General features: G+C 63.2%; 14 protein-coding genes. 10 read left to right on the top strand and 4 right to left on the bottom strand.

The window, feature by feature from the left end; translation table 11 throughout:
* Window positions 1-10 precede the first annotated feature (10 nt).
* From AEQ63_RS03860 to AEQ63_RS03895, 8 genes are all read left to right on the top strand, one after another.
* Complete coding sequence (locus AEQ63_RS03860) at window positions 11-859, top strand: transketolase (protein ID WP_064361839.1); 849 nt, start codon at window positions 11-13, stop codon at window positions 857-859.
* Window positions 856-1,884, top strand: a complete 1,029-nt coding sequence (locus tag AEQ63_RS03865) for a transketolase family protein (RefSeq protein WP_042610265.1) — start codon at window positions 856-858, stop codon at window positions 1,882-1,884. The genes AEQ63_RS03860 and AEQ63_RS03865 overlap by 4 nt, the downstream gene beginning before the upstream one ends.
* A gap of 62 nt (window positions 1,885-1,946) precedes the next feature.
* Entirely contained in the window at window positions 1,947-2,891 is a 945-nt protein-coding gene (locus AEQ63_RS03870; protein ID WP_064361840.1) for an alpha/beta hydrolase, read from the top strand.
* A 420-nt stretch (window positions 2,892-3,311) separates the two neighbouring features.
* On the top strand, window positions 3,312-8,009 hold the full coding sequence (locus AEQ63_RS28900) for an Ig-like domain-containing protein (RefSeq protein WP_064361841.1): 4,698 nt from the start codon (window positions 3,312-3,314) through the stop codon (window positions 8,007-8,009).
* Window positions 7,907-15,034 carry a BapA/Bap/LapF family large adhesin gene (locus AEQ63_RS28905; protein ID WP_064361842.1) on the top strand — a complete coding sequence of 2,376 codons (7,128 nt, stop codon included), beginning with the start codon at window positions 7,907-7,909 and terminating at the stop codon, window positions 15,032-15,034. Before AEQ63_RS28900 ends, AEQ63_RS28905 begins: the two co-directional genes overlap by 103 nt.
* A 46-nt stretch (window positions 15,035-15,080) precedes the next feature.
* Complete coding sequence (locus AEQ63_RS03885; RefSeq protein ID WP_236705231.1) at window positions 15,081-16,517, top strand: TolC family outer membrane protein; 1,437 nt, start codon at window positions 15,081-15,083, stop codon at window positions 16,515-16,517.
* The gene (locus AEQ63_RS03890) at window positions 16,514-18,676 is read left to right on the top strand and encodes a type I secretion system permease/ATPase (protein ID WP_064361843.1); all 2,163 of its coding nucleotides are present in this window, start codon (window positions 16,514-16,516) and stop codon (window positions 18,674-18,676) included. Before AEQ63_RS03885 ends, AEQ63_RS03890 begins: the two co-directional genes overlap by 4 nt.
* Window positions 18,677-18,681: 5 nt before the next feature.
* Window positions 18,682-19,869 (top strand): HlyD family type I secretion periplasmic adaptor subunit, encoded by a 1,188-nt coding sequence (locus tag AEQ63_RS03895; protein ID WP_408980794.1) that lies wholly within the window; start codon window positions 18,682-18,684, stop codon window positions 19,867-19,869.
* Here AEQ63_RS03895 and AEQ63_RS03900 read toward each other — a convergent pair whose 3' ends face one another.
* The gene (locus AEQ63_RS03900; RefSeq protein ID WP_152972320.1) at window positions 19,870-20,466 is read right to left on the bottom strand and encodes a trypsin-like peptidase domain-containing protein; all 597 of its coding nucleotides are present in this window, start codon (window positions 20,464-20,466) and stop codon (window positions 19,870-19,872) included.
* Window positions 20,467-20,685: 219 nt separating this feature from the next.
* On the bottom strand, window positions 20,686-21,438 hold the full coding sequence (locus tag AEQ63_RS03905) for an SDR family NAD(P)-dependent oxidoreductase (protein WP_064361845.1): 753 nt from the start codon (window positions 21,436-21,438) through the stop codon (window positions 20,686-20,688).
* Window positions 21,439-21,559: 121 nt separating this feature from the next.
* Between AEQ63_RS03905 and AEQ63_RS03910 the strand changes: the two genes are divergently transcribed.
* Together AEQ63_RS03910 and AEQ63_RS03915 are read left to right on the top strand one after the other, a co-directional pair.
* Window positions 21,560-22,501, top strand: a complete 942-nt coding sequence (locus AEQ63_RS03910; protein WP_064361846.1) for a LysR family transcriptional regulator — start codon at window positions 21,560-21,562, stop codon at window positions 22,499-22,501.
* 103 nt (window positions 22,502-22,604) lie between these two features.
* Entirely contained in the window at window positions 22,605-23,621 is a 1,017-nt protein-coding gene (locus tag AEQ63_RS03915; protein WP_064361847.1) for a hypothetical protein, read from the top strand.
* Window positions 23,622-23,788: 167 nt separating this feature from the next.
* Here the strand turns inward: AEQ63_RS03915 and AEQ63_RS03920 are convergent, their stop codons facing one another.
* A complete protein-coding gene (locus AEQ63_RS03920; protein WP_064362047.1) occupies window positions 23,789-24,058 on the bottom strand; it encodes a hypothetical protein in 270 nt (89 codons plus the stop codon).
* Between the two features lie 261 nt (window positions 24,059-24,319).
* Window positions 24,320-24,892, bottom strand: a complete 573-nt coding sequence (locus AEQ63_RS03925) for a hypothetical protein (RefSeq protein WP_064361848.1) — start codon at window positions 24,890-24,892, stop codon at window positions 24,320-24,322.
* Window positions 24,893-24,974: the final 82 nt, after the last annotated feature.

Below are 24,974 nucleotides of genomic sequence, written 5' to 3' on the forward strand. Positions count from 1 at the left end.
GAGTTTCATCATGACAACTAATCTTTCACACGCTGTATCGCCGAGCCTGACCGAACGCGCGCACAACATTCGCCGCCACGCGCTGCGCATGGGCCAGGTTCAGGGTCAAGGGTACGTCGGTCAGGCCCTCGGCGCGGCTGATCTGCTGGCGGTCTCTTACTTTCATGCGATGAACCATCGCCCGGCAGATCCGCAATGGGAGCAGCGCGATCGCTTCTATCTCTCCATCGGCCACTACGCCATCGCTCTCTACGCAGCGCTGATCGAAGCCGAAATCATCCCCCTCGATGAACTGGAAACCTACGGCTCGGATGACAGCCGCCTGCCGATGTCGGGCATGGCCGCCTACACGCCAGGGATGGAAATCACCGGCGGCTCGCTGGGTCAGGGCCTGGGCATCGCGGTCGGCGCTTGCCTTGGACTCAAGCGCAAAGGTTCGTCCTCGTTCGTCTACAACTTGCTGTCCGATGGCGAACTGAATGAAGGCTCGACCTGGGAAGCAGTCATGTCGGCTTCGCACTGGAAGCTCGACAACCTGATCGCCATCGTCGACGTGAACAACCAGCAAGCCGACGGTTATTCCAGCGAGATTCTTTCGTTCGAACCCATCGTCGATCGCTGGCAAGCCTTCGGCTGGTTCACCCAGCGCGTCGATGGCAATGACCTTGACGCACTGGTGACTGCTTTCGATGCCGCACGCCAGCATTCGGGCAATCAACCGCGGGTGATCATTTGCGACACGAAAATGGGCAAAGGCGTGCCGTTTCTGGAGAACCGGGAAAAGACCCACTTCATTCGCGTTGAAGAACACGAATGGGACCTGGCACTGAGCAACCTTGCAGAAGGAAAAGACCAATGAGCAACGCCGCCAACACTTCGACTTCGACTTCTACTGGAGAGCCGGTGAAAAAGCGCCTGACCACCTCGGCGATGATTGCCTCGATTGCTTCCGAGGGTCAGGCGACCCGCTCGGCACCGTTCGGCCACGCCCTCGCGGCACTGGCAGAGCAGCGCGCGGACATCGTCGGGCTCTCTGCTGACCTGTCCAAGTACACCGACCTGCACATCTTCGCCAAGGCGCACCCGGAGCGTTTCTACCAGATGGGCATGGCTGAACAATTGCTGATGAGCGCTGCTGCCGGCATGGCGCGCGAAGGTTTCGTGCCCTTCGCCACCACCTACGCGGTATTCGCCTCGCGCCGCGCTTACGACTTCATCTGCATGGCCATCGCCGAGGAAAATCTCAACGTCAAAATCGTCTGCGGCCTACCCGGCCTGACCACCGGCTACGGGCCGAGCCACCAGGCCACCGACGACCTGGCGATTTTCCGCGCCATGCCCAACCTGATGATTGTTGACCCGTGCGATGCGCTGGAAATCGAACAGGCCGTGCCGGCCATCGCTGCGCACCAAGGTCCGGTCTACATGCGCTTGCTGCGCGGCAATGTGCCGCTGGTGCTGGACGAGTACGGTTACCAATTCGAGATCGGCAAGGCCAAGACCCTGCGCACCGGTAATGATGTGCTGATCATCTCCACCGGCCTGATGACCATGCGTTCACTGGAAGCGGCCAAGCAATTGCAGGCCGATGGCATTGATGTGGCCGTGCTGCACGTGCCGACCATCAAGCCTTTGGATGAGCAAACCATCCTCGCCGAAGCACGCAAATCCGGGCGTCTGGTGGTCACCGCGGAAAACAGCTCGATCATCGGTGGTTTGGGCGAAGCGGTTGCCGGGTTGTTGTTGCGCAACGGCGTGACGCCTACCTTCAGACAGATCGCTTTGCCCGACGCCTTCCTCGACGCCGGCGCCCTGCCGACGCTGCATGATCGCTATGGCATTTCGACCCCGGCCGTCTGCGCGCAGATCAAGGCCTGGCTGTAACTTCATCAGGAGCGGCGCTTCGATTCGCGGCGCCCGCTTATCCGTAAAAAGAGAGGCAGAACGTGAAAGCACATGAACTGCTTGATCCCGACTTCAACAGTTTTCTCACGCCCGGCGCAGAAGCCTGGACGCTGGACACGCTGCCGGCAATTCGAGAACGTGTTCACGGGACATTCAAATCCGAACAACAAGCGCGCTGTGAAAGCCTATGGACAACGGCCCACGACGGCGAAGGTTTGCGCCTGTGCCTCTACCGGCCCGCCAGCGCGGCACGGGAAAAAAAACCGGCAGTCATCCTTTATCTGCATGGCGGAGGTTTCGTCCTCGGCAGGCCGGAAATGGCCGATGACTATCTGGCCGATCTTGCCGACGAACTCGAGGCAATCATCGTCGCCGTCGATTATCGCCTCGCCCCGGAACACCCCTTCCCCATTCCCCTCGAAGATTGTTACACCGCCCTCGGCTGGGTTTTCGCCCATCAGCAAGCGCTCAATATCGATGCCGACAAAGTGATTGTCATGGGCCACAGTGCCGGCGCAGGTCTGGCAGCAGCGCTGGCGATCCTGGCGCGCGATCGCGGCGAATATTGCATCGCCAGCCAGGTGCTGATTTATCCAATGCTCGATTACCGCTCGGGCAGCTCTGCTTCGCCTCACCAAAACGGTACGACCGGAGTGATTGGCTGGCCGCCACAAGCCAACCAGTTCTGCTGGCAGTGCCTGCGCGGCAACCACGCGCTGGATGACTCGCGAATCGGCTGGTTCTCACCGGCCCTGCAGGAGGACTTGAGTAACCTGCCCACGACGTTTCTGGCCGTCGGGGCGCTGGATCTGTTTCTGGAAGAGGACGTGGCATTCGCCATGCGTCTGTCCCGCACCGGTGTTGCCGTCGAGCTGCATGTCTACCCTGGTGCGCCGCATATGTTTGATAAACACCCCGGAAATGTTACCGATCAATCAGCCCGGGACATCGTTCGATCACTTCAGCGATCGATAGCTAGCGCATGAAATGCTCGACAGCCTGAAAATCCGCTGAAACGAAAAAGCCCGATTTCTTATACAAAGCCTTTCGCACTTCCTGCGCTTATTGATTAATACCTTCGCAGATGGGTGACTGCGCAGGTCGTCATCGGAAGTCGGCACTCCGATATTGATTGGCCATTACCCGTCACTCCTCACGTCATCATTTTTCTGCGAGCCATTGTGGAAATGTAAAAGACGACACATTTTGTTGCATCCAAATATCGGTTGGATCCAACGTCCCGACAAACGGTAGCTGCCTAAATATCCATTGATTTCAAACAGATAAAAGTTGGCAAAATGCCAATCAACGGAATCGCCAAAAATCAGGCAGCCTCATTTCAAACTCCCTATCTATGGTTTTAAAACCATCCGTGGACGTCCGCCCACCATTTACAGGGAGTAGTAATGGACAACATCGTCATTGCCGACAAAGCCAATTCTCAGCTCACTGCCCAGAACTGGGGCAATGTTCAGCTCAGTCAGCCGTCAGTTATACAAATGCCGGTGCGTCCGGACCAACTGGCGTCGACCAGTCGCAGCGGTCAGGATTTGATCGTCAACCTGAAGTCTGGCGAGCAAATCAAAATCTCCAATTTCTTTGTCACCAGCCCTGACGGCGTGCCCAATGACATTGTTTTTCAAGGCGACGACGCGACGCTGTGGCAGGCGCGCTACAGCGCGGAGCCGTTCAACGGATTCACCTTCGAGGAAATTGACTCGCTCGACGAACTGATCGCCGGCGTCGGCGTGGTCGACGGCGCAACGCCCGCGTGGGCGATTGCCGGGCTCGGTCTGTTGGGCGCGGGTGGTGCAGCGGCCGCTGCGGGTGGCGGCGGCGGCGGTGGTGGTGGCGGCGGTGATAACGCTGGCGACGCGACGCCCCCTGCTGCTGCGACCGGACTGACCTTGTCCGCGGACGGGCGAGTGCTGAGTGGTTTTGGCGAAGCGGGCAGTGTGGTTCAGGTGCGCGACGCGGCGGGTAATCTTCTGGGCTCCGCAACCGTCGGCGCCGATGGCAGTTTCCAGGTCGACCTGGGGACGCCGCAGAACAATGGACAACCCTTGGACGTTACGCTCACCGACCCTGCGGGCAACGTGTCCACGCCGGGTACGATTACCGCACCCGATACGACCGCGCCCACGGCGCCAGCCAATTTGAGTGTGAGCGCCGATGGCACGCGGCTAGGGGGGACCGGTGAAGCCGGCGCGACCATTCAGGTGCGCGGCGCCGATGGCACCCTGCTCGGCAGCGCCGTCGTGGCAGCGGACGGCACCTTCAGCGTAGTGCTCAGCCCTGCGCAAACCGGCGGTCAGCCGTTAAGCGTGATTGCCACCGATGCGGCCGGAAATGCGTCGCCGGCCACGACGGTCAGCGCTCCGGAAATCGTCGAACCACAGACGCCGGCCAATCTGGGCCTGAGCAGCGACGGCAGCCAACTGACCGGCACCGCCCGAGCGGGAACCACCATCGAGGTCCGCGCCGCCAATGGCGAATTGCTCGGGCGTGCGGCGGTGGGTGCTGACGGTACTTTCATACTCACGCTGATCCGCGCGCAAGCCAATGGCGAAGTCATCAGTATCGTGGCAATCAATAGCGTCGGTGCGCAATCGCCGACAGTCACCTTGAATGCGCCGGACATCACGGGTCCCGCCGCTGCAACCGAGGTGGCCGTCAGCAATGACGGGCTGTCGGTCACTGGCCGTGGCGAACCCGGCAGCACCGTCAGCGTCACCAATGCGCAAGGGGTTGTGCTCGGCACAGCGCTCGTCGCAGCCGACGGCTCGTTCAGCGTCCAGCTCAGCGCGGCGCAAATCGACGGTGAAGCACTGATCGTGCAGCTCACCGACGCCGCTGCCAATCCTTCGCCAGCCGTTACCATCATCGCCGTCGACCTTGATGGCCTGACCCAACCGAGCGATCTGGCATTGAGCGTGGACGGCACCCGATTGAGCGGGCGCGGCCAGGCGGGATCGACGGTGACTGTCCGCGATGCCAACGGCAATCTGCTCGGCTCGGCAGTGGTCGCAGCGGACGGCACGTTTACCGTGCAACTGAGCACGCCACAGAACAATGGCGATACGTTGCAGATCAGTGCAAGCGACAGCGCCGGCAATACCTCCCCGCCGTTGAATTATGTGACGCCGGACACCCAGGGCCCGGCGGCGGTGTCCGACCTCACTCTCGATGGTCAGGGACAGACGCTCACCGGCAAAGGTGAAATCGGCGCATCGATCACCGTGCGCGATCCGGCGGGCAACATCATTGGCACCGGCACGGTCGGTACCGATGGCAATTTCACCGTCAACCTCTCGACCGCGCAGACCGACGCGCAACAACTGCAAGTGATTCAAACCGACGCCAGTGGCAATCCGTCTGTGCCGGTCAACGTGACCGCACCCGACCTGACGATCCCGGTTGCGGTGTCTGATGTGAGCATTTCGGCGAACGGCGCAGTGGTCTCCGGCGCAGGTCAGGCCGGCGCCACCGTTACCGTCACCGATGCGGGCGGGGTGGTATTGGGAACGGCGGTGGTCGGCAGCAACGGACGCTTCGAAGTCACGCTGTCCTCGCCACAAACCAATGGTCAGAACCTCAGCGTCGTGCAGACCGATGGCTCGCCCACAGGCTCCCCGGCGGTACCGGTTGAAGCGCCCGACATTCAGGCCCCCGCCGCGCCATCGGATCTGGCGCTGGACGCCACCGGCACTGAGCTCAGCGGTACAGGCGAGCCCGGCGCCACCGTGACAGTGAAGGACGCGGCCGGCAACACGCTGGGCACGGCGATCGTCGACGGTACCGACGCGTTTTCCGTGACACTGAACAGCCCGCAGATCGATGGTCAGCAACTGCAAGTAAGCCAGTCCGACGGCGTGAACGTTTCTCCCAACACGCCGTTGACGGCAGCGGATACCACGGCGCCGCTCGCGCCTGACAACGTCGTGCTCAGCAGCAACGGCGTGACATTGAGCGGGACCGGACAGGCCGGCAGCACCGTCACGGTCAGCGCGCCGGATGGCTCGGTGCTTGGCACCACGGTAGTTGCCAGCGACGGCAGTTTTACCGTCAACCTGAGCCCAGCCCAGCTCGACGGGCAGGTATTGAGCGTCATCCAGACCGATGCGAGCGCCCTGCCCTCGCCGGTCACTCCGGTCACGGCACCCGACATCACCGCGCCGCCCGCACCGACCGGGCTGGTCATCGACCCGGCAGGCGCCACAGTCACTGGCACTACGCAGCCGAATAACACCGTGCAGGTGCTGGATGCCGACGGCAACGTCATCGGTACCGCGACCGCTGACGGCACGGGCGCATTCACGGTCAATCTGGATACCGCCCAGACCAATGGCGAAGCCTTGCAGGTGGTGGTGTCGGACGGCACCAACAGTTCGCTGCCAGGTAGCGTCAGCGCACCGGACAGCACGCCGCCGGCGGCGGTGAGTGATCTGGCGATCAATCCCGCCGGCACACAGGTGTCCGGTCTCGCAGAGCCCGGCACCACCGTCACCGTGAGCATTGCCGGCGGTAGCGTCCTGGGCACCGCAACGGCAGGTGCCGATGGCCGCTTCGTCGTCACACTGGATCCAGCGGCAGGCACTGGCAGCGCTCTGGAAGTGATCAGCACTGACGGCGGCGGCAACGACTCGCCGGCGGTGCCGCTGGCAGGTCCCGATGGCACTCAAGTCGCCACGCCGAGCGATCTGGCGTTGAGTGCCGACGGTTTCACCCTGACCGGTGCGGGCACGCCTGGCAGCACGGTGACAGTGACCAACAGCAATGGCGATGTCCTGGGCACCGGCCTGATCAACAGCTTCGGGCGCTTCACCCTGCTGCTCAGCGTCAAGCAGATCAATGCGCAAGTCCTGCAAGTCACCGCCACCAGCCCCGACGGTGATGTGTCGGTGCCTGGCACCGTCACCGCTGCCGATGGCACACCGCCGGACGCGGTGACCAATCTGGTGCTGAATGCCAACGGCACGGCGCTGACCGGTCGCGGCGAGGCCGGCGCAACGGTCACCGTCACCGACCCGGCAGGCACCGTGCTCGGTACTGCACTGGTCGCCAGCAATGGCACCTTCAGCCTGACGCTGACCCCGGCGCAGCTCAATGGCCAGGCGCTCACGGCGGTCCAGAGCGATGCCGCCGGCAACCTGTCGCAACCGGCCAGCATCATCGCTACGGACCTGCAACCGCCCGCCGCCGCTACCGGTGTCAGCATCAATGACGTCGGCACCGTGGTCAAAGGCCAGGGCGAAGCCGGCAGCACCGTGACCGTGCGCGATGCCGCCGGCAATGTCCTGTCGACTGGTCTGGTCGATCAGAGCGGCAATTTCCAGGTCACCCTGCCCAATGCGCAGAACACGGGCGAAACCCTGCAGGTCACCCTGACCGACGCCAACGGCAACACCTCGCCGTCCACCGGCGTGATCACCGTCGACGGCACCCCACCGGCCGCCGTGCAGAATCCGTTGATCAGCGCCGATGGCAGTACCCTCAGCGGCACTGGTGAAGCCGGCGCAACGGTGAATGTCACCACCGCCGACGGCACTCAACTGGGCAGCGCCGTGGTCGGCGCGGATGGCTCGTTCAGCGTGACCCTGGCGCCAGCACCGACCAATGGCGAGGCGTTGGCGATCAGCCAGACCGACCCTGCCGGCAATGTCTCGCCGTCGACCAGCGTCAATGCGCCGGACATCAGTCCACCGGCGGCACTGACCCAAGTCGCCGTGAATGCCGATGGCGTCACCGTGACCGGCCACGGCGAACCCGGCGCCACCGTGTCTGTGCGCAGCGCTGACGGTACCTTGCTCGGTACCGCACAAGTCGGCAGCGGCGGCGCGTTTACCGTCACCCTCAACGCGCCACAACTGAATGCCGAAGTGCTGACCGTCACCCAAGAGGATCCGCCGGGCAACGTGTCCACGGCGGTTGAAGTCATCTCGGGGGGTTTGACTGCGCCGGCGATTCCGGGCGGCTGGCCCCGAACGCGGCCGGCGGGCAATTGGCCGGGAATGCCGGGGCCCGCAGCACGGTGCCCGGGCGCGGCAGCCAGGGCAAGCTTCACGGCGCCACCACGGCCGCTGCAAACGGCACCTTTCAAATAACGCTGAACAGCCCGCAGACCAATGGCCAGGCGCTGAACGTGACGGCCACCGACGCGGCGGGAAATCCGTCGGCGCCGGCCATTGTCAACGCTGCCGACAGCAGCGCCCCGTTGGCGGCCAGCGATCTGGCAGTCAGCGCCAACGGTGCCACGCTCACCGGCATCGGCGAAATCGGCGCCAGCGTAGAAGTGCGTGACGCCGGGGGTGCGCTGTTGGGCCCCGCCACTGTTGGCAGCAACGGCAATTTCAGCGTCACCCTGTCTCCAGCAGCCGTGGCCGGTTCGACTCTTTCCGTGGTGCAGATCGACGCCGCTGGCAACACCGGGCCGGCCAGCCCCGTCACCGCGCCGGGTAATCTGGCGGAAAGCGCACCGACCAATCTGGCCCTCAGCTCTGACGGGCTGACCCTGACCGGCTCGGCCACCGCCGGCAGCACCGTTAGCATCCGCAATGCCTCGGGCGTGTTGCTCGGCACCGCGCTGGTGGCGGCGAATGGCACCTTCAGCGTCACGCTGAATGCCGCACAACTGAACGGCGAACAGCTGTCTGCCGTAGCGACGTCGAGCACCGGCATCCATTCGTCCCCGACCGACTACACCGCTGCCGATATTGCTGCGCCAGCCCCGCTGAGCGAACTGAGTCTGGCAGCCAACGGCACTGCGTTGACCGGTCGCGGTGAAGCTGGTGCAACCGTGACGGTGCTCGGCACCGGCGGGGGTGTTTTCGGCGGCTCCGTGGGGGGGGCCAATGGCACGTTCAGCGTCACCCTCAGCCCGGCGCAAACCGCAGGCCAGACTTTGAGCCTGAGCCAAGCCGACGCCGCTGGCAACGAATCCAACAGCGTCAACCTGATCGCCCCGGACCTGATCGCGCCCAATCCGCCAGCGGCGCTGGTGGCAAGCGCTGACGGCGCGCTGCTGTCAGGTACCGGCGAGGCCGGCACCACGGTCAATGTGTACAACGCCGCCGGTACGCTAGTCGGCACCGGCACCGTGAGCATCGATGGCACGTTTGCGATCACCCTGACCACACCGCAAGCCAACGGTCAGGCACTGACCGTATCGCTGACGGATGCGGCGGGCAACACTTCGGCGGCCACACCGTTCACCTCAGTCGACAGCACAGCGCCAGCGGCTGTCACGCAACTGACCATCGGCGGCGACGGAGCAAGCCTGACCGGGCGCGGCGAACCGGGCGCGCAGGTTCGAGTCATCGACAGTGACGGCAACGTGCTCGGCACCGCCGTGGTCAGCCCGACCGGCACCTTCACTCTGACCCTGACCCCGGCGCTGACCAACGCCGAAGTGATCACCGTGGTCCAGGCCGATGCGGCCGGCAACGACTCGCCTGCCGTGAACCTGACCACACCGGACTTCACCCCGCCCGATCCGCTCGCCAACGTCGACATCAACTCGTCGGGTGCGCTGGTCATCGGCACTGGCGAACCGGGCGCGACCGTGACCGTGCGCGATGCCAACGGCACCTTGCTCGGCACCAGCGTGGTACTCGGCGACGGCACCTTCAGCGTCACCCTCAATCCGCCGCAGATCAACGAACAGATTCTCAGCGTGCAGCAGGCCGATCCACCCGGTAACGTCAGCGCGCCGGTGACCGTCGTCGCGCCGGATCTGACCCCGCCGGCGACCCCGGCCGAGCTGCAGCTGAATGCCGATGGCGACACGCTCACCGGTACCGGCGAAGTCGGCGCCACTGTGCGGGTGACAGCGGCGGACGGCACCGAACTGGGTACCGGCACCGTCGGCAGCGATGGACGCTTCCAGATCAACGTGACCCCGGCGCAAACCAATGGCCAGGCGCTGTTCGTGGTGTTGGCGGATGCGGTCGGCAATGCCTCGCCTGCCGGCACCCTGACGGCACCTGACAGCACGCCTCCTGCCGCATTGACCGACGTCGATATCGACGCCAGCGGCAGCCTGATCACCGGTTCCGGTGCGGCGGGCTCGCAAGTGGTCGTCATAAACGCGCTGGGCACCATCGTCGGCACTGGCACCGTGCAGGCCGACGGCAGTTTCAGCGTCACCCTCGATCAACCGCTGCTCAACGGCGAAGCCCTGTCGGTGATCCAGCGTGATGCGGCGGGCAATCCCTCGCCGATCGTCCCCGTCACTGCACCGGACGTCACCGTGCCGGCCGCGCCCACCGGCCTGGTGCTCACTGCCGACGGCTTGACGCTGACCGGCACCGGTGAAGCCGGCGCCACCGTAAGCGTGCTCAGCGCAACTGGCACCGTGCTGGGTTCGGCAACCGTGGCAGGCAATGGCTCGTTCAGCGTGACCCTCAATCCGCCGCAGGTGAACGGTGAGCTGCTGAGCGTCAACCAGACCGATCTGGCGTCGAACACTTCGCCATCAGCGCCCGTGCAGGCAGGCGACACCACAGATCCGCTGGAAGTCGCCGACCTCAACGTCAGTCCGGACGGCTTGACCGTAACCGGTACCGGCGAGCCTGGGGCAACCGTCACCGTGCGCGACGGCACCGTGGTGCTCGGGAACGCGACGGTGGCCGCAGACGGCAGTTTCAGCGTCACCCTGTCCGCCGCGCAGATCGATGGCCGCGCACTGTCCGTTGTGCAGGCCGACGCGCAAAACAACCTGTCCGAGCCGGTATTGGTCGACTCGCCGGACAGCACCGCACCGATCGCGCCAACAGTCACCTCGCTGACCGGCGCCGGCACCTTGCTCGCCGGGACCGCCGAAGCCGGCAGCACCGTCACCGTGTTGTCTGCCAACGGCACCGTGCTCGGCACAGCGGTGGCGCTGGGCAACGGCACCTACACAATCACCCTGAATCCGCCCCAGGCCAACGGTCAGTTGTTGTCGGTGATCGCAACGGATGAGGCGCAAAACGTATCGCCGGTTCTGCTCTACCCGGCGGCTGACACCACCGCTCCGGACGCCGTCACCGGTCTGACCATCAGCGGCGATCTGACCCAACTCGCCGGTCGTGGTGAAGCCGGCGCGACGGTCGAAGTGACCGACGCGCTGGGTAATGTGGTCGGCACTGGCACAGTGGCGGCCAACGGTACATTCCTGATCGATCTGGATCCGGGCATCACCGCCGGCCAGGTGCTGACGGTGAATCAGACCGACGTCGCAACCAACGTCTCGGCAGACGCCATCCTGACCGTTCCGGCAGTGCCAGCCCCCGATGCGCCGGACAATCTTGTGCTGACAGCCGACGGGGTGACGCTGACCGGTACGGCGGCGATCGGCACCACCATCAATGTCTATGGGCCTGACAACAGTCTGATCGGCACTGGCGTCACTGGCGCGGATGGCACCTTCAGCGTAGTGCTCACGCCGGCGCAAACCAACGGCCAGAGCCTGGAAGTCACCGCCAACACCGCACTGGGTGGCGCGTCGCTGCCGACTGAAATCACCGCGGGGGACACCTCGGCGCCGGCGCCACTCAGCGATCTGGCGGTCAACGCCAGCGGCACACTGGTCACCGGTCGCGGCGAAGTCGGCGCAACTGTGACCATCACCGGCGCTGGCGGCGTGGTGCTGGGCAATGCGACGGTGGGCGCGAACGGAACCTTCAGCGCGCAGCTCAATGCGCCGCAGGTCAACGGTCAGGTGCTCAATGCGACTCAGACCGATGCGTCCAGCAACACTTCGCCCGGCCTTAACGTAACCGCGCCGGACATCACCCCTCCGGCGGCTCCGACGGCGCTGGTGCTCAGCGGCGCCGGTCTGGTGCTCGGCGGGCTCGGTGAAGCCGGCGCCACCGTCACCGTACGCGGTGTCGGCGGCGCGGTGCTGGGCACTGCGACAGTAGCGGGCAATGGCACTTTCTCGGTGACCTTGTCCTCCGCTCAACTCAATGGCCAACAACTGAGCGTCACGCAGAGTGATGCGGCGGGCAACGTCTCGCCAGCGACCAACCTCAGCGTCGCCGATACGACAGCGCCGGCACCGCTGAGCAATGTCACCCTGAACGGTACCGGCCTGGCCGTCAGCGGCACCGGTGAAGCCGGCGCCACAGTCAGCGTGACCAACGCCGCAGGTACCGTGCTCGGCACCGCCGTGGTCAATGCCGGCGGCACGTTCACCGTGCAATTGTCCAGCGCCCAACTGAACGGCCAGCAGCTGAACGTTCAGCAGGCAGACATGGCCGGCAACCTGTCGCCGGTATTCAACCTGACGGCAGCGGATGTGCAGGCGCCAGTCGCGGCCAGCGGTCTGACGCTCGCTGCGAACGGTCTGACCTTGAGCGGTACCGGTGAAGCCGGTGCAACGGTCAACGTCTACGGCCCGGGCGGCGCGCTGCTCGGCACCAACACCGTGGGCAGTGGTGGCACGTTCAGCTTCAACCTGAACACCGCGCAACTGGACGGGCAATTGTTGACCGTGCGCCTGGTCGACCCGGCCGGCAATCTGTCGCCCAACGCCAGCGTGACAGCACCGGACGTCACCGCCCCCGGCGCACCGACCGGCGTCAGCGTCAACGGCAGCGGCACCTTGCTTACCGGCGTCGGCGTGCCCGGTTCGACGATCAGCGTGCGTGGCGCCGGTGGTGTGGTACTCGGCACCGCGACCGTCGCCGCCAATGGCAGCTTCTCGGTGGTGCTGGCCTCGGCGCAGATCAACAGCCAGGTGCTCAGCGTTACCCAGGCGGATCCGAGCGGAAACGTATCGGCAGCGGCAACCGCAACGGCACCGGACCTCACGCCTCCGGCGGCGGCCACGGCGCTGCTGGTCGGTGCCGACGGCCTGACCGTCACCGGTACCGGTGAGGCCGGCGCCACGGTGACCATCAAGTCGGCCACCGGCACCGTTCTGGGCACCGGCACGGTCAACAACCTCGGGGTGTTCACCGTCACCCTGAACAGTGCGCAGATCAACGGCGAAAAACTCACCGTCAATCTCAGCGACGCACGTGGCAACGTTTCGGTGGCCGCCAACGTCACCGCGCCGGATGTCGACGTCAACGCGCCAGTGGTCGCCAGCGATAACCTCGCCGTCGGCACTGTCACGCTGGCCCCGGTCACCGCGTCGCAGACCTTCAACGATTCGTTCACCACCCTGCTGGCCGGGTTCTCGAAAACCTTCACCTTCACCGTCGCCGGCGGTACGCGTCTTGATCCGACCCTGACGCTGACTACCAGCAGCCTGATTTCGCTGATCGATGGCGTGGTCTATACCCTGCAAGTGAAGGATGCCAGCGGCAACTGGGTCACCCTGGATGTCAACGGCAGCAGTGGCCTGCTCGATCTGATTGCCTTGGCCGGCCAGGGTGTGCGGGTCGACATCGGTAACCTGCTGTCAGGCGATTATCGACTGACCGTGTCGAGCACCGGCATCGGCGTGTTGACCACGGTCAATACCCAGCTGCAACTGGACGTCAGCAGCCTGACCCAGTTCAACGGCATTGCCGGGCCGGCGGTGACCGGCAACGTCATCACCAACGTCGGCGTCGATGGCACGGTCGATCAGACCGGTCCGGACAACGGCGCGCAATTGCAGATCTTCAAGAACGGCGCCTGGGTCAGCGCCGGTGCCGGCACCACCGTGCAAGGGCTGTACGGCACGCTGACGATCGACGCCAACGGCAACTACAGCTACAAACCGAACGGCAGTGTGGGCAGCGTCGGCAAAGTCGATGTGTTCAATTATCAACTGGTGCACCCGAACGGCTTGAGCGACACCGCCAATCTGTATGTGCGCATCGACAGCCCGCAAGCCACCGAAGTGTGGAATGACGCCAACCTTGGCAGCCCGGCACTGGTGGTGGATGCGACGCCGGACATCGCCTCGACCGACGTCACTCTGGTCAACCGCGAAGTCACCACCAACTCCGCGCTCGGCACGTTCAATGTGCTGCTGGGCGGCGGCAGCGGCAACTACAACACCGTGGTCGCGGCCGATACCGTCAGTGACCTGACCGTGGTGGTCAACTCGAGCAACCTGTTGGCGCTGCTCGGCTCGATGACAGTGGGCCTGTACAAACTCAACACGGCGACCAACCAGTATGTGCTGGTGAAAAGCTACGGCGGCAACGCGCTGCTCAACCTCGGCGGTGGCAACTACGGGATCCGGTTCGATGACCAGACTGCCGGCAGCTATCAGGTGCGGGTAGCGGTGGGCGGCCTCGGACTGCTGACCAGCGTCAACACCAGCCTGATCAACGTGGCGACCTACAACAATCAGTTCGTGGTCGGCAGCTACACGCCGGTGTCAGGCAATCTGCTCACCGACACCGCAGGCGGCGGTGCCGATGTGCTGGGCTCGGTGTACACCTTGCTCAGCGTACTGGTCGCCGGTAATTACGTGGCGCCGGGTTACAACGGCGTCTCGCTGGTCGGCAACTACGGCACCCTGCTGGTGCAGGCCAACGGCAACTACACCTACACGCTCAAGGCCGGGCTGACCGATGCGGTGATCGGTCAGGAAGACACCTTCACCTATCAGCTCACCCACCCGAACGGTACGGTCGATACCGCGACGCTGACCATCGACCTGAACAAGGCCGGCGCTTTCGCCAGTACCGCGTTCTCGGCGCTGGCCAGCGATGACCTGGGTCTGGCCCACGCCGCTGGCAGCGAGCTGATCCAGGGCACCGAGGGCAACGACACTCTCGACGGCTCCCACGGTGGCGCCGTCACCCTGCAAGGTGGAGGTGGCGACGACACGCTGATCATCGCCGACCAGCAGTTCGCTTCGGTCGATGGCGGCAGCGGCACCGACACCCTGCTCTGGGCCGGTGGCGACGTGTCGATCAACCTCGGCGATCTGCAGAGCAAGATCCACAACGTCGAGATCCTCGACCTCAACCATTCCAGTGCGGTTGCCCTGACGCTGAACCTCAGCGACCTGCTGGCGATCACGTCCTCGGATAACAACACCCTGCTGATCAAGGGTGACGAAAAGGACAGCGTGCACATGACCGATGGCTGGGTCGCCGATGGCACGCAGCAAGCCGACGGCATCGACTATGTTCAATACACGGCGCAGGAGGATCCGAGCCACCACTTGTGGGTGCAGAACGGCATTCAAGTGGTTTGAAACAAAGGCATCAGCAACGTCCGTCTCTCAACAGTAAGGGAAGTCTGTGGAGTCAGTTTTTCGCCAGAAATGGCCGGTGGTCCTATTGACCATCGGCCTCTACCCCGCTCTCACCGTCGGCGTTCGCGCCGACGACAATTTCGACAGCAGCTTGCGCAGCATCAGCCCGTCGCAACTGCAACAACCGGCGGGCAATGACAGTCGTCAGCGCCCTGCCCCTGCTTCCAAGGCCTCCGCCGATACGGACGTTTTGGGGCTGGAACAAGCGGTCAGGCTGGCCGTGGACTGGCACCCACGCATCGGCGAGGCCATCGGCACGCTTTTCCAGCAAGGCGAAGGGGTTAACGTCGCCGAATCCGGCTATTACCCGCAGGTCACCGGCGGCATCAAGGGTGGCTACACCAGCGGTTACGGCAGCGATGCCGGCAGCCAGTCGGTGAACATTTCCCTCAAGCAGATGTTGTATGACTTCGGCAAGGTATCCAGTTCGGTCGACGCCGCCCGCGCCCGGGTGGCACGCAGTCAGGCCGGGATTCTGCTGGCGATCGATGACATTGCCCGCGACACCGCCAAGGCCTACATCGAAGTGCAGCGCTACCATCGTCTGCTCGAGGTTGCGCGCGAACAGATTCAAGGTATTGGCGGCATCGTCGACCTGGCCAAACAGCGCAGCGACATGGGCGCCAGCACCCGCTCCGATATGGTTCAGGCGCAGTCCCGGGCCGAAGGTGCGACGGCGACGTTGCAGGAATTCAAGGCGCAATACGCACGCTGGCAAGCCACCCTGACCAGCCTGCTCGGACGGCGAACGCCGCCAGCGGTTAGCGACGCTGCTGCGCCGACGCTGAGCCAAGCCTGTGACATTTCGCAAATCTCCGACACCCTGCCCGCCGTCCTCCAGGCCGCTGCGCAACGCACTCAGGCCCAGGCCGAACTGGCCCAGGCCAAGGCCGAAGCCTACCCGACCCTGTCTCTGCAACCGTCGGTCAATCAATACCTGGACGACCACTACGATGATCAGAACTCCCGCGCTGATCGCACCCAGGTCGGGATCTTTCTCAACCTCGAAGTGCCGATCTACCAGGGCGGTGCGATCAGCGCGCGCAGCCGCGCCGCCGGCCATGCGCTGACCGCAGCGGACTCGGCCGAAGACTTCGCGCGCCTGCAAGCGCGTCAGGGTCTGGCTGAAGCCCAGGCGCAGACCTCGGGCCTGAACCGGCGGCTGCGCTCGCTGGAATTTCGCCAGACCAGCATCACCGAAGCGCGCATGTTGTACGGCCGCCAATACCTCGAGCTGGGCACCCGCCCGCTGCTGGACTTGCTCAACGCCGAGCAGGAAATCCACCAGTCGCGCTTTGATCTGGTCAACACCCAAGCCGATCTGCAACGCCTGCAGATCGACTGCTTCTACAACAGCGGTGCGATTCGCCGGGTCTTCGGCATCGACCACAGCGCCATCCAGAATGTCGAGATCCTGCCATGACCGATGCCAGCATCACTATTGCTGAACCCGCCGCTGCCGAGGTTCGCGAAGATTACTCACCGTGGCTGGAAGCGGTGCTCAAGGTCGCCCGCCACTATCGCCTCGACGTCTCCCCGGAAAGCGTGCGCCTGGCTTCGGTGCACAGCGAAGGCCGCGTCGAAGAAGTGGTTCGGCACATGGCGCGTCAGGCCGGACTCAGCGTCAAGTTCGCGGTGTTCGACAACAAGAGCCTGAGCCGCTGGCGCACGCCGCTGGTGGTGCAACTGCGCGATGGTCAGGTCGGCGTGCTTGAAAGCATTGGCGAGACCGGCGAGCTGGGCATCTGCTTCAGCGGCGATCAGGGTTTGCAGAGCCGCATGGACGCCGCCGCTCTCGCCGAGCAGGCCCTGCGCACGGTGATTTTGCGCCCGACGCAACCGGTGGCGGACGTGCGCACCAACGACTACATCAAGCCGTACGACGAACACTGGTTCCGGCGCATCGTCCTCACCGACCTGCGGCCCTACAGCCAAGTGATGATCGCCTCGCTGGTCGCGAATCTGCTGGGGATGGCCGGAGTGCTGTTTTCCATGCAGGTGTACGACCGGGTGATTCCGGCCGAATCGCTGCCGACCCTGTACGTGCTGTTCGGTGGGGTAATGCTGGCGCTGCTGTTCGATTTCGTCATGCGCATCCTGCGTCTGCGCATCACCGATGTGCTGGGCAAGCGCGCCGATCTGCGCGTCTCCGATCTGGTGTTCGGCCATGCCTTGCGCCTGCGCAATTCGGCGCGGCCGAAATCCACTGGCTCGTTCATCTCGCAACTGCGCGAGCTGGAACAGATTCGCGATCTGATCACCTCCAGCACCGCGACGGCGCTGGCGGACATGCCGTTTTTCCTGCTGTTCTTGCTGGTGTTCTATTTGATCGGCGGGCCGCTAGTCTTGATTCCACTGGTGGCGCTGGTGTTCATGTTGCTGCCCGGGATCATCGCGCAACCGCGTCTGGCACGACTGGCCAATGCGTCGATGCGCGAAGCCGCGCTGCGCAACGCCATGCTGGTGGAAAGCATTCAAGGCCTCGATGACATCAAGGCACTACAGGCCGAGCAACGTTTCCAGCAACAGTGGAATCAATACAACGCTGCCTCGGCGGACAGCAGCCTGCGTTTGCGCACGTTGACCAACAGCTTGGTGGCCTGGACGCAGAATGTGCAGGGCGGCGTGTTTGCGGTGGTGATCGTGTTCGGCGCGCCGATGGTGATTGCCGGCGACCTGACCACCGGCAGTCTGGTCGCGGCGTCGATCCTGTCGTCGCGGATGATGGGGCCGATGGCGCAACTCACCCATGTGCTCACCCGCTGGCAGCAGGCCAAGGTCGCGCTCGAAGGCCTGAACCGGATCATGCAGATGCCGGTGGATCATCCCGAAGGCAGCCAGCGCGTGCACCTGCCGGCGATTCGCGGCGACTACCGCCTGCGTCAGGCCAGTTTCCGCTACAGCGAGGAATCGTCCCCGGCGCTCAACAGCATCGACCTGAGCATTCGCCCCGGCGAGCGCATCGCCCTGCTCGGCCGTAACGGCGCCGGCAAGTCGACCTTGCTCCAGGCACTGGGCGGCGCCATGGATCTGAGCAGCGGCGAAACCACCCTGGACGGCATCGCCCTGGCGCATCTCGACCCGGCTGACCTGCGCCGCGATGTCGGCTTGTTGTCGCAACAGGCGCGGCTGTTTCACGGCACCCTGCGCGACAACATCACCCTCGGCGCCGGTCAGGCCAGCGATCAGGAGATCATTGCCGCGCTGACCGTCACGGGTGCGCTGGATTTCGTCCGGCAGTTGCCCAAAGGCATGGATCACTTGGTACTTGAAGGGGGGCTGGGTTTGTCTGGCGGCCAGCGTCAGAGCTTGCTGCTGTCGCGCTTGTTGATCCGTCAGCCACAAGTGCTGTTGCTCGACGAACCGACCGCGGCGCTGGATGACGTCACCGAGCGACTGCTGCTGGAAAAACTCGCGACCTGGACTCAGGGCCGAACGCTGGTGGTCGCCACGCACCGGGTCAGCGTGTTGCAACTGGTCGAGCGGATCATCGTTCTCGACAACGGCCGCATCGTCATTGACGACCATCGCGACGCGGCACTCGCGCGGCTGCGCGCACCGGGCAAAGGAGTGGCGGTATGAAACCGATGATGACCGACGTACCGGACCCGATGTCCTATCTCGACGGCCGCGATGAGCGTGCCCTGGCCGGTGGCGCAAAAGTGATCTGGGGCTGCGCGCTGATGCTCGCCTGCTTCGTCGCGTGGGCGGCGTGGTTTGAGATCGTCGAGGTCTCGACCGGCACCGGCAAAGTGGTGCCGAGCTCGCGCGAGCAAGTGATTCAGTCGATGGAAGGCGGCATTCTCGAGCAGCTCAACGTTACTGAAGGTGCGTTGGTCGAGCGCGGCCAGATTCTCGCGCAACTGGACCCGGTGAAGAACCAGTCCAACGTCGGCGAAAGCGCGGCCAAGTACCGCGCGGCGCTGGCGAGCGTCAACCGCTTGCAGGCCGAGGTCAGCGAAAAACCGCTGGCCTTTGACGCCTCGCTGCACGAGTTTCCCGAGTTGATCCGCGCCGAAACCGAGCTCTACCAGACCCGTCGCAAAGGTCTGGCGGAAACCCTCGACGGTATCCAGAGCTCGCTGAAACTGGTGCGCAGCGAACTGGCGATCACCGAGAATCTGGCGAAGATCGGTGCCTCGAGTCGGGTGGAAGTGCTGCGCCTGACCCGTCAGCGCTCGGAGCTGGAATTGAAGGCCACCGAAGCCCGCTCCGATTACATGGTTCGCGCCCGCGAAGACCTGGCCAAAGCCAACGCCGAAGCGCAGATGCTCGAGGCAGTGATCCGTGGTCGTACCGATTCGCTGTCGCGCCTGACCCTGCGTTCGCCGGTGCGCGGTATCGTCAAGGACATCGAAGTCAGCACCATTGGCGGGGTGATCGCGCCCAACGGCCAGGTCATGCAGATCGTGCCGCTGGATGAACAACTGCTGATCGAGACGCGCATCTCGCCGCGCGACATCGCCTTCATTCATCCGGGTCAGGCGGCGAAAGTGAAAATCACCGCTTATGACTATTCGATCTACGGCAGCCTCGACGGCGAAGTGGTGACGATCTCGCCGGACACGATTCAGGACGAAGCCAAGCCGGAGATTTTTTACTACCGCGTGTTCATCCGCACGTCGTCGGATGAACTGCGTAACAAGGCCGGCAAACGCTTCGCCATCGTGCCCGGAATGATCGCTACGGTCGACATTCGTACCGGCGAAAAAACCGTGCTGGACTACCTGATCAAACCGCTCAACCGCGCCCGCGAAGCGTTGCGCGAACGTTGATCAGCGACTGGCCAGCTTGGTCGCCGGCGGCGCCGTCGGGGTAATACTCGCCTGATAGCGCGCCCACTCGCGATTGATCTCCGCGTACGGCAGGAAAATGCTCACGCGCGGTTGATCAAGCAGGTCCGGGCGCTTGAGGCGGCTGACGTCATCGCGGGTCAAAAACGCCACGTTGATGCCGACTACCTTGCCATCGGCGGAAAATACCGGCCCGCCGGACATGCCTTTGGCCAGTGCGCCATTGTGAGTGCCATAGAGCACGTTGCCCTCTTTGACGTCGAGGCGAACCATCGCCGGCAATGCCTGACCGGTGCCCTTGACCGACATGTACAGCGAATTGAACCCCACCGAGGTCAGCTCTTCGCCCGGCTTGTAGCCGCGCCATCCCGGCGCGCTATTGGCCTTGTGGCGGAAGAACTGCACGTCTGCCTGCCCCTGGAAAACCGTGCCCGACAGGTAAGGAATGTGCTTCACCGTCACGGCGTAATCTTCATTCCATTGCACAGCCGAACCCATCAGCACGTAAGGCAAAGGCGCGCCGGAGTGAACGACAAAGGCTTGGTCTAAAACAGGATCCTGAACAAAAGCGACTGGCATTCCATTGCACCCGCTGAGCAGCATCGACGCTGCAACAAGTGACTTGAGGGGGCGCATTTTCGGTACATCTTGAAGTGAGGGAAGGTGCTGCAATATGTCATTGCGCCATCACTTCAGCAATAGTCTGAGCCTACCGCTTGTCGGCGAGCGATATAGTCAGTAAATGATTGGATCCAAGTAGCGAGGCTGGGACGATGATTGCCATCGTCCCCTTGCGCGTCAGATTTGTGCCTGACCACCGTCGACAAACAGCTCGATACCGTTGACGAAGCTAGCGTCGTCCGAGGCGAGGAACACCGCGGCAGCAGCGATTTCTGCCGGCTCGCCAACACGCCCCATCGGTATTTGCGATGCCATGTAATCGAGCAGACCTTGCTGCTGTTCGGCGTCCGGACCGGCCAGCTCCACCAGGCCCGGGGTTTTGGTTGCGCCCGGGCTGAGCGTGTTGATGCGCACGTTGCGGTCTTTCAGATCCAGAATCCAGCTGCGCACAAAAGCCCTCACCGCAGCCTTCGACGCGGAATACACGCTGAACGCCGCCGTGCCGGAACTGCCCGCCGTGGAACCGGTAAGTATCACCGAAGCGCCTTTAGCCAAAAGCGGCAAGGCTTTCTGCACAGTGAACAGCACGCCCTTGACGTTGCGATCGAAGGTGTCGTCGTAGTGCGCCTCAGTGATCTCGCCCAGCGGCAGCATCGAGCCACCGCCGGCGTTGGCGAAAAGCACGTCGAGATGGCTCTTCTCGGCAGCAATTTGCTGATAAAGCGCATCAAGCTGTTCGAGGTTCGTCGAGTCAACCTGCACGCCTTTGGCGTTGCCGACCAGCGCAATGGCGGCGTCGAGTTCGGCCTGGCGACGGCCAGTGATGTAAACGTAAGCGCCTTCCTCAGCGAAGCGCTTGGCCGTGGCCAGGCCAATGCCGGAGGTGCCGCCGGTAACGAGAGCAATTTTGCCTTGAAGTTTGCCAGTCATGAGTCTTCTCCAGAACGTGATTTAAGCTGATCGGGGTTTGGTTTCGAGCTGGGGAAAAGCTTATCGACGCTACCGACCTTTCAAAATAGAATTGTCTGAAACTCATCGTTGCAGAATTGAAATGAGCAAACTGCCTGATTTTGAAGGTCTGGCGATGTTCGCCAAAGTTGCAGAGGAAGGTTCGTTCGCCTCCGCCGCGCGGGTCATGGGCGTCTCGGTACCCACGGTGTCGCGTGCGGTGGCGCGGCTCGAAGAGCGCCTGGGCGGTCGCCTGTTCAATCGCACCTCGCGGCAATTGGCGCTGACTGAATTCGGTTCGAGCATGGCAGCCAAAGCCGGGGACATTTACCGCCAGGCCGAGGAAGTCGAGAGTGAAGCCCAAGACCTTTCGGTGCAGCCGCGCGGACAAGTCCGCCTCGCCGTGCCCATGTCATTCGGCTTGCGCTGGGTCGCGCCGTTGTTGCCTGAGCTGCTGCGCCGCTATCCGGAGCTGTTCGTCGATCTGCATTTGCACGACGCCTCGGTCGACCTGATCGCCGAGGGTTTCGACGCCGCGCTGCGCATCGCCGCCCTGCCCGACTCATCGCTGGTCGCGCGTCGGCTGTGCGCCGTGAGCCAGTTGCTGGTGGCGTCTCCCGGCTACCTGGAAGCTCACGGACGCCCCATGCACCCGCGTGATCTGGCGACGCGTTCGTGCCTGAGTTACGCATACCGCGCGCGCACGCAAGTCTGGCGCTTCACCCATCACAGCGGCATCGAGGAAGATGTCGTGCCGAAAGGCCCGTTGCGCGTGACCAATTCCGATGCGCTGCTGCCGGTGTTGCTCGAGGGATTGGCGATTGCCGAATTGCCGGAATTCATCGCCAGCGAATACCTGGCCGATGGGCGGCTGGAAGTGTTGCTGCCGGAGTGGCACATGACTCGCGGCGGGCTGTATTTCGTGACGCCGTCTGCACGCAGTCGCCCAGCGAAGATCCGCGCGCTGTCCGACTTCTTTGCCGAGCATCTGTCGGAGCCAGTGTGGCGCTGTGATCAGGCGCACGCTGCGCATTTGCTCAAATGAACGTTCGTCGGTACGCCGGACGACCGCACGGGCAATCCGGAAAGTGCGTGCTAGGGTGTCTAGCCAAAGCACGTTTCAATCCAGGAAAAAATGAGGAGGATCCATGCCACTTCATCCCATTCTGTTCATGGGCGGTTCCGGCGCCATCGGCCACCAGACAGCCCGCGCATTGCGCGCGGCGCATCCCGACGTACCCTTGCTGATCGGCGGGCGCGACCTCGCCAGGGCTGAGCAAACCGCCGAGCAAATCGGCAATGCCCAGGGTGTGGTTATCAATGCTCGCGCAGAAGATCTGGGACTGGGTGATCGCCCGGTCAGCGCCCTCGCCCTTTTCTACATGGACCACGCCCTCGCCGGGCTGCGTTTTGCGCAAAAGCGCAAGGTGCCGCACCTGAGCATTTCTTCCGGCGTATTCGAAATCGCTCCGCAAATCGCCAGTTTCATTCACATGCCCGACGCGGCGCCGATCGTTCTCGGCTACGAATGGATGGTCGGCGCGACCACGGTAGCGACCCTGCACCTCGCCAAGGCCTTCGCCCGTGTGCACGAAATCCGCATCCACGCACTGGTCGACGAACAGGATGGCGGCGCCCCGACTGTGGCGGTCGTTTTCGCACCCCCGAACAAAAGGCTGCCGGCCGCGCTCCCCCGCCGTGACGGCGAGTTCATCTGGCGCGAAGGCGACGACGCCAAGGTCAGCTTCCGCGCCGTCGACGGTACCACTCTGGAAGGCGCCGGTTTTTCCTCCATCGACGTCACCGGCCTGGCCGCCGCCACCGACGGCCCGAACGTCGAGTTCAACCTCGCCAGCGGCGTCAGCTCGACCCGGCGTCAGGGCCAGCCGATGTCGACAGAGATATTGATCGAAATAGAAGGCACGGATCACAAGGGATCTGCGTTGCGCACACGGCACGCCGTGGTTCACCGCGCAGGTGCGGCGGCATTGACCGGGCTCAGCGTGGCCATGCTGCTGGAGCGACTGGTTGGGCTGGATGGGCAAGCGCCTGTGAGGCCGGGGTTGTATTTTCCGTATCAGTTGCTGAACGCGCAGGTGTTTTTGCAGCGGCTGGAAAAGGACGGTGGTGAATTGATTGAGCTGAACAGAGAAGTGACTGGATAAAAAATCGTAACGACCAGGCTGGTCGCTACTCAAACACACAGACGACAGGGTCGCAGGTGAGCATCAGTTTTACTTCCTTCCCCTGTTTGCACAGAGTCAGAGCTTGCGGCCAACCTGAGCGTAGCCCTGCCTTAAGCTCAAGGCAGGGCGCAGAGCCCTGGCAAATGTCACTTCTTCTTTTTCGCTGGCTTGTCGGCCTTCTCTGATTTATTTGCCTTCTCCGGTTTGCTGTCAGCTTTCTTGGCGGAATCCTTGGGTTTGGCGTCTTTTTTCTTTTCTTTCTTGTCAGAGGGCTTTTCTTTCTTGTCGGAGGACTTTGATAGAGTCGAAGCCGCATCCGATTTCTTCGCCGATGACGACTTTTTGTCTTTCAATTCTTTACTGGCTTTCGAAGTCTCACCTTTGCTCTTCTTGTCATCTTTAGCCACGTTAACCACCTCTCGGAGTAGTGCTGACATTAGCGCACTGCCTGCGGAATTGCCCACAGGCTCAGTATTAGGCGTAGCTGGTGGAATGCCGTTCAATTTTTCTCAAACGTCGACAATCGCAGGCTGAAAGTTCAAAAGGTGTTGGCGATCTGGAAGCGCCTTGCACTAAAAGGCGCATCCTGTTCTTCGTCCTGGTTTCGGCGAAAGAAATCGCGCATCAGCTCGGCAGGAGCTTGACGCTGCCACAAACCCTGCTCGCGGGTCTGCCAGTCATTCCTTCACCTGTTGAGCCAGTGCGGTGGGATAAATGACTTGCTGGGTGTCCAGGTTGCGAATCTCGGATTCGATGCTGATGGTTGATACCTCGCGTCCGCGAGGTCCGCTGATAGCGGTGCTGGTGGAGAAGTCCACCACGTAACGCTGGCCGGCGCGCAATTCGACATCGCGTGCACCGAAGCCGCATTTTGCGCCGCCGGTACCTAGCCCGTTCATCGATACCCAGCACCAGCCCAAGGAGTGCTTTCCGGGCGTAAGGCGTAGCGCCTGTTTACCGGAAACGTCGAGAATTGACGCACGCCCGGCGCCCGGCAACGGTTGGTCATCCACTTGCGTGGCCAGCAGCAGTCGGTGAAAGGGCACGCCGATAGCGCGAAATTGAGTGGTCGCGAAGTAGACAAGCGCGGCGTCGGGAGCGTTATTGGAAAGATCATAAGGCGTCATCGATTCCGGCGCCCATTCGCCCTGGTAATCCTTGTAGTGATAGTTGGAGCAGGCGGTGGTGAAAATGGCTGCCAGCAGAACCGCAGATAGCTTGAGTGGCGAATTGAAAAACGACGAACGCATTGTTCTTCCTTGTTGAGATACCTACGGCCGCTTCGTCAACAGCGGCCGTTTCCGGTTCGAGTGATATCGGGATGATATCACT

It is taken from the genome of Pseudomonas sp. RIT-PI-o (assembly GCF_001297215.1).
GTDB classification, from domain to species: Bacteria; Pseudomonadota; Gammaproteobacteria; order Pseudomonadales; family Pseudomonadaceae; genus Aquipseudomonas; species Aquipseudomonas moraviensis_A.

Bases quoted from the DNA above. Each gene is read 5' to 3' on its own strand.
- AEQ63_RS03900 (WP_152972320.1), bottom strand. From the start codon at position 20,466: ATGCCAGTCGCTTTTGTTCAGGATCCTGTTTTAGACCAAGCCTTTGTC.
- AEQ63_RS28900 (WP_064361841.1), top strand. From the start codon at position 3,312: ATGGACAACATCGTCATTGCCGACAAAGCCAATTCTCAGCTCACTGCC.
- AEQ63_RS03895 (WP_408980794.1), top strand. From the start codon at position 18,682: ATGATGACCGACGTACCGGACCCGATGTCCTATCTCGACGGCCGCGAT.
- AEQ63_RS03925 (WP_064361848.1), bottom strand. From the start codon at position 24,892: ATGCGTTCGTCGTTTTTCAATTCGCCACTCAAGCTATCTGCGGTTCTG.
- AEQ63_RS03860 (WP_064361839.1), top strand. From the start codon at position 11: ATGACAACTAATCTTTCACACGCTGTATCGCCGAGCCTGACCGAACGC.
- AEQ63_RS03890 (WP_064361843.1), top strand. From the start codon at position 16,514: ATGACCGATGCCAGCATCACTATTGCTGAACCCGCCGCTGCCGAGGTT.
- AEQ63_RS03910 (WP_064361846.1), top strand. From the start codon at position 21,560: ATGAGCAAACTGCCTGATTTTGAAGGTCTGGCGATGTTCGCCAAAGTT.
- AEQ63_RS03905 (WP_064361845.1), bottom strand. From the start codon at position 21,438: ATGACTGGCAAACTTCAAGGCAAAATTGCTCTCGTTACCGGCGGCACC.
- AEQ63_RS03865 (WP_042610265.1), top strand. From the start codon at position 856: ATGAGCAACGCCGCCAACACTTCGACTTCGACTTCTACTGGAGAGCCG.
- AEQ63_RS03915 (WP_064361847.1), top strand. From the start codon at position 22,605: ATGCCACTTCATCCCATTCTGTTCATGGGCGGTTCCGGCGCCATCGGC.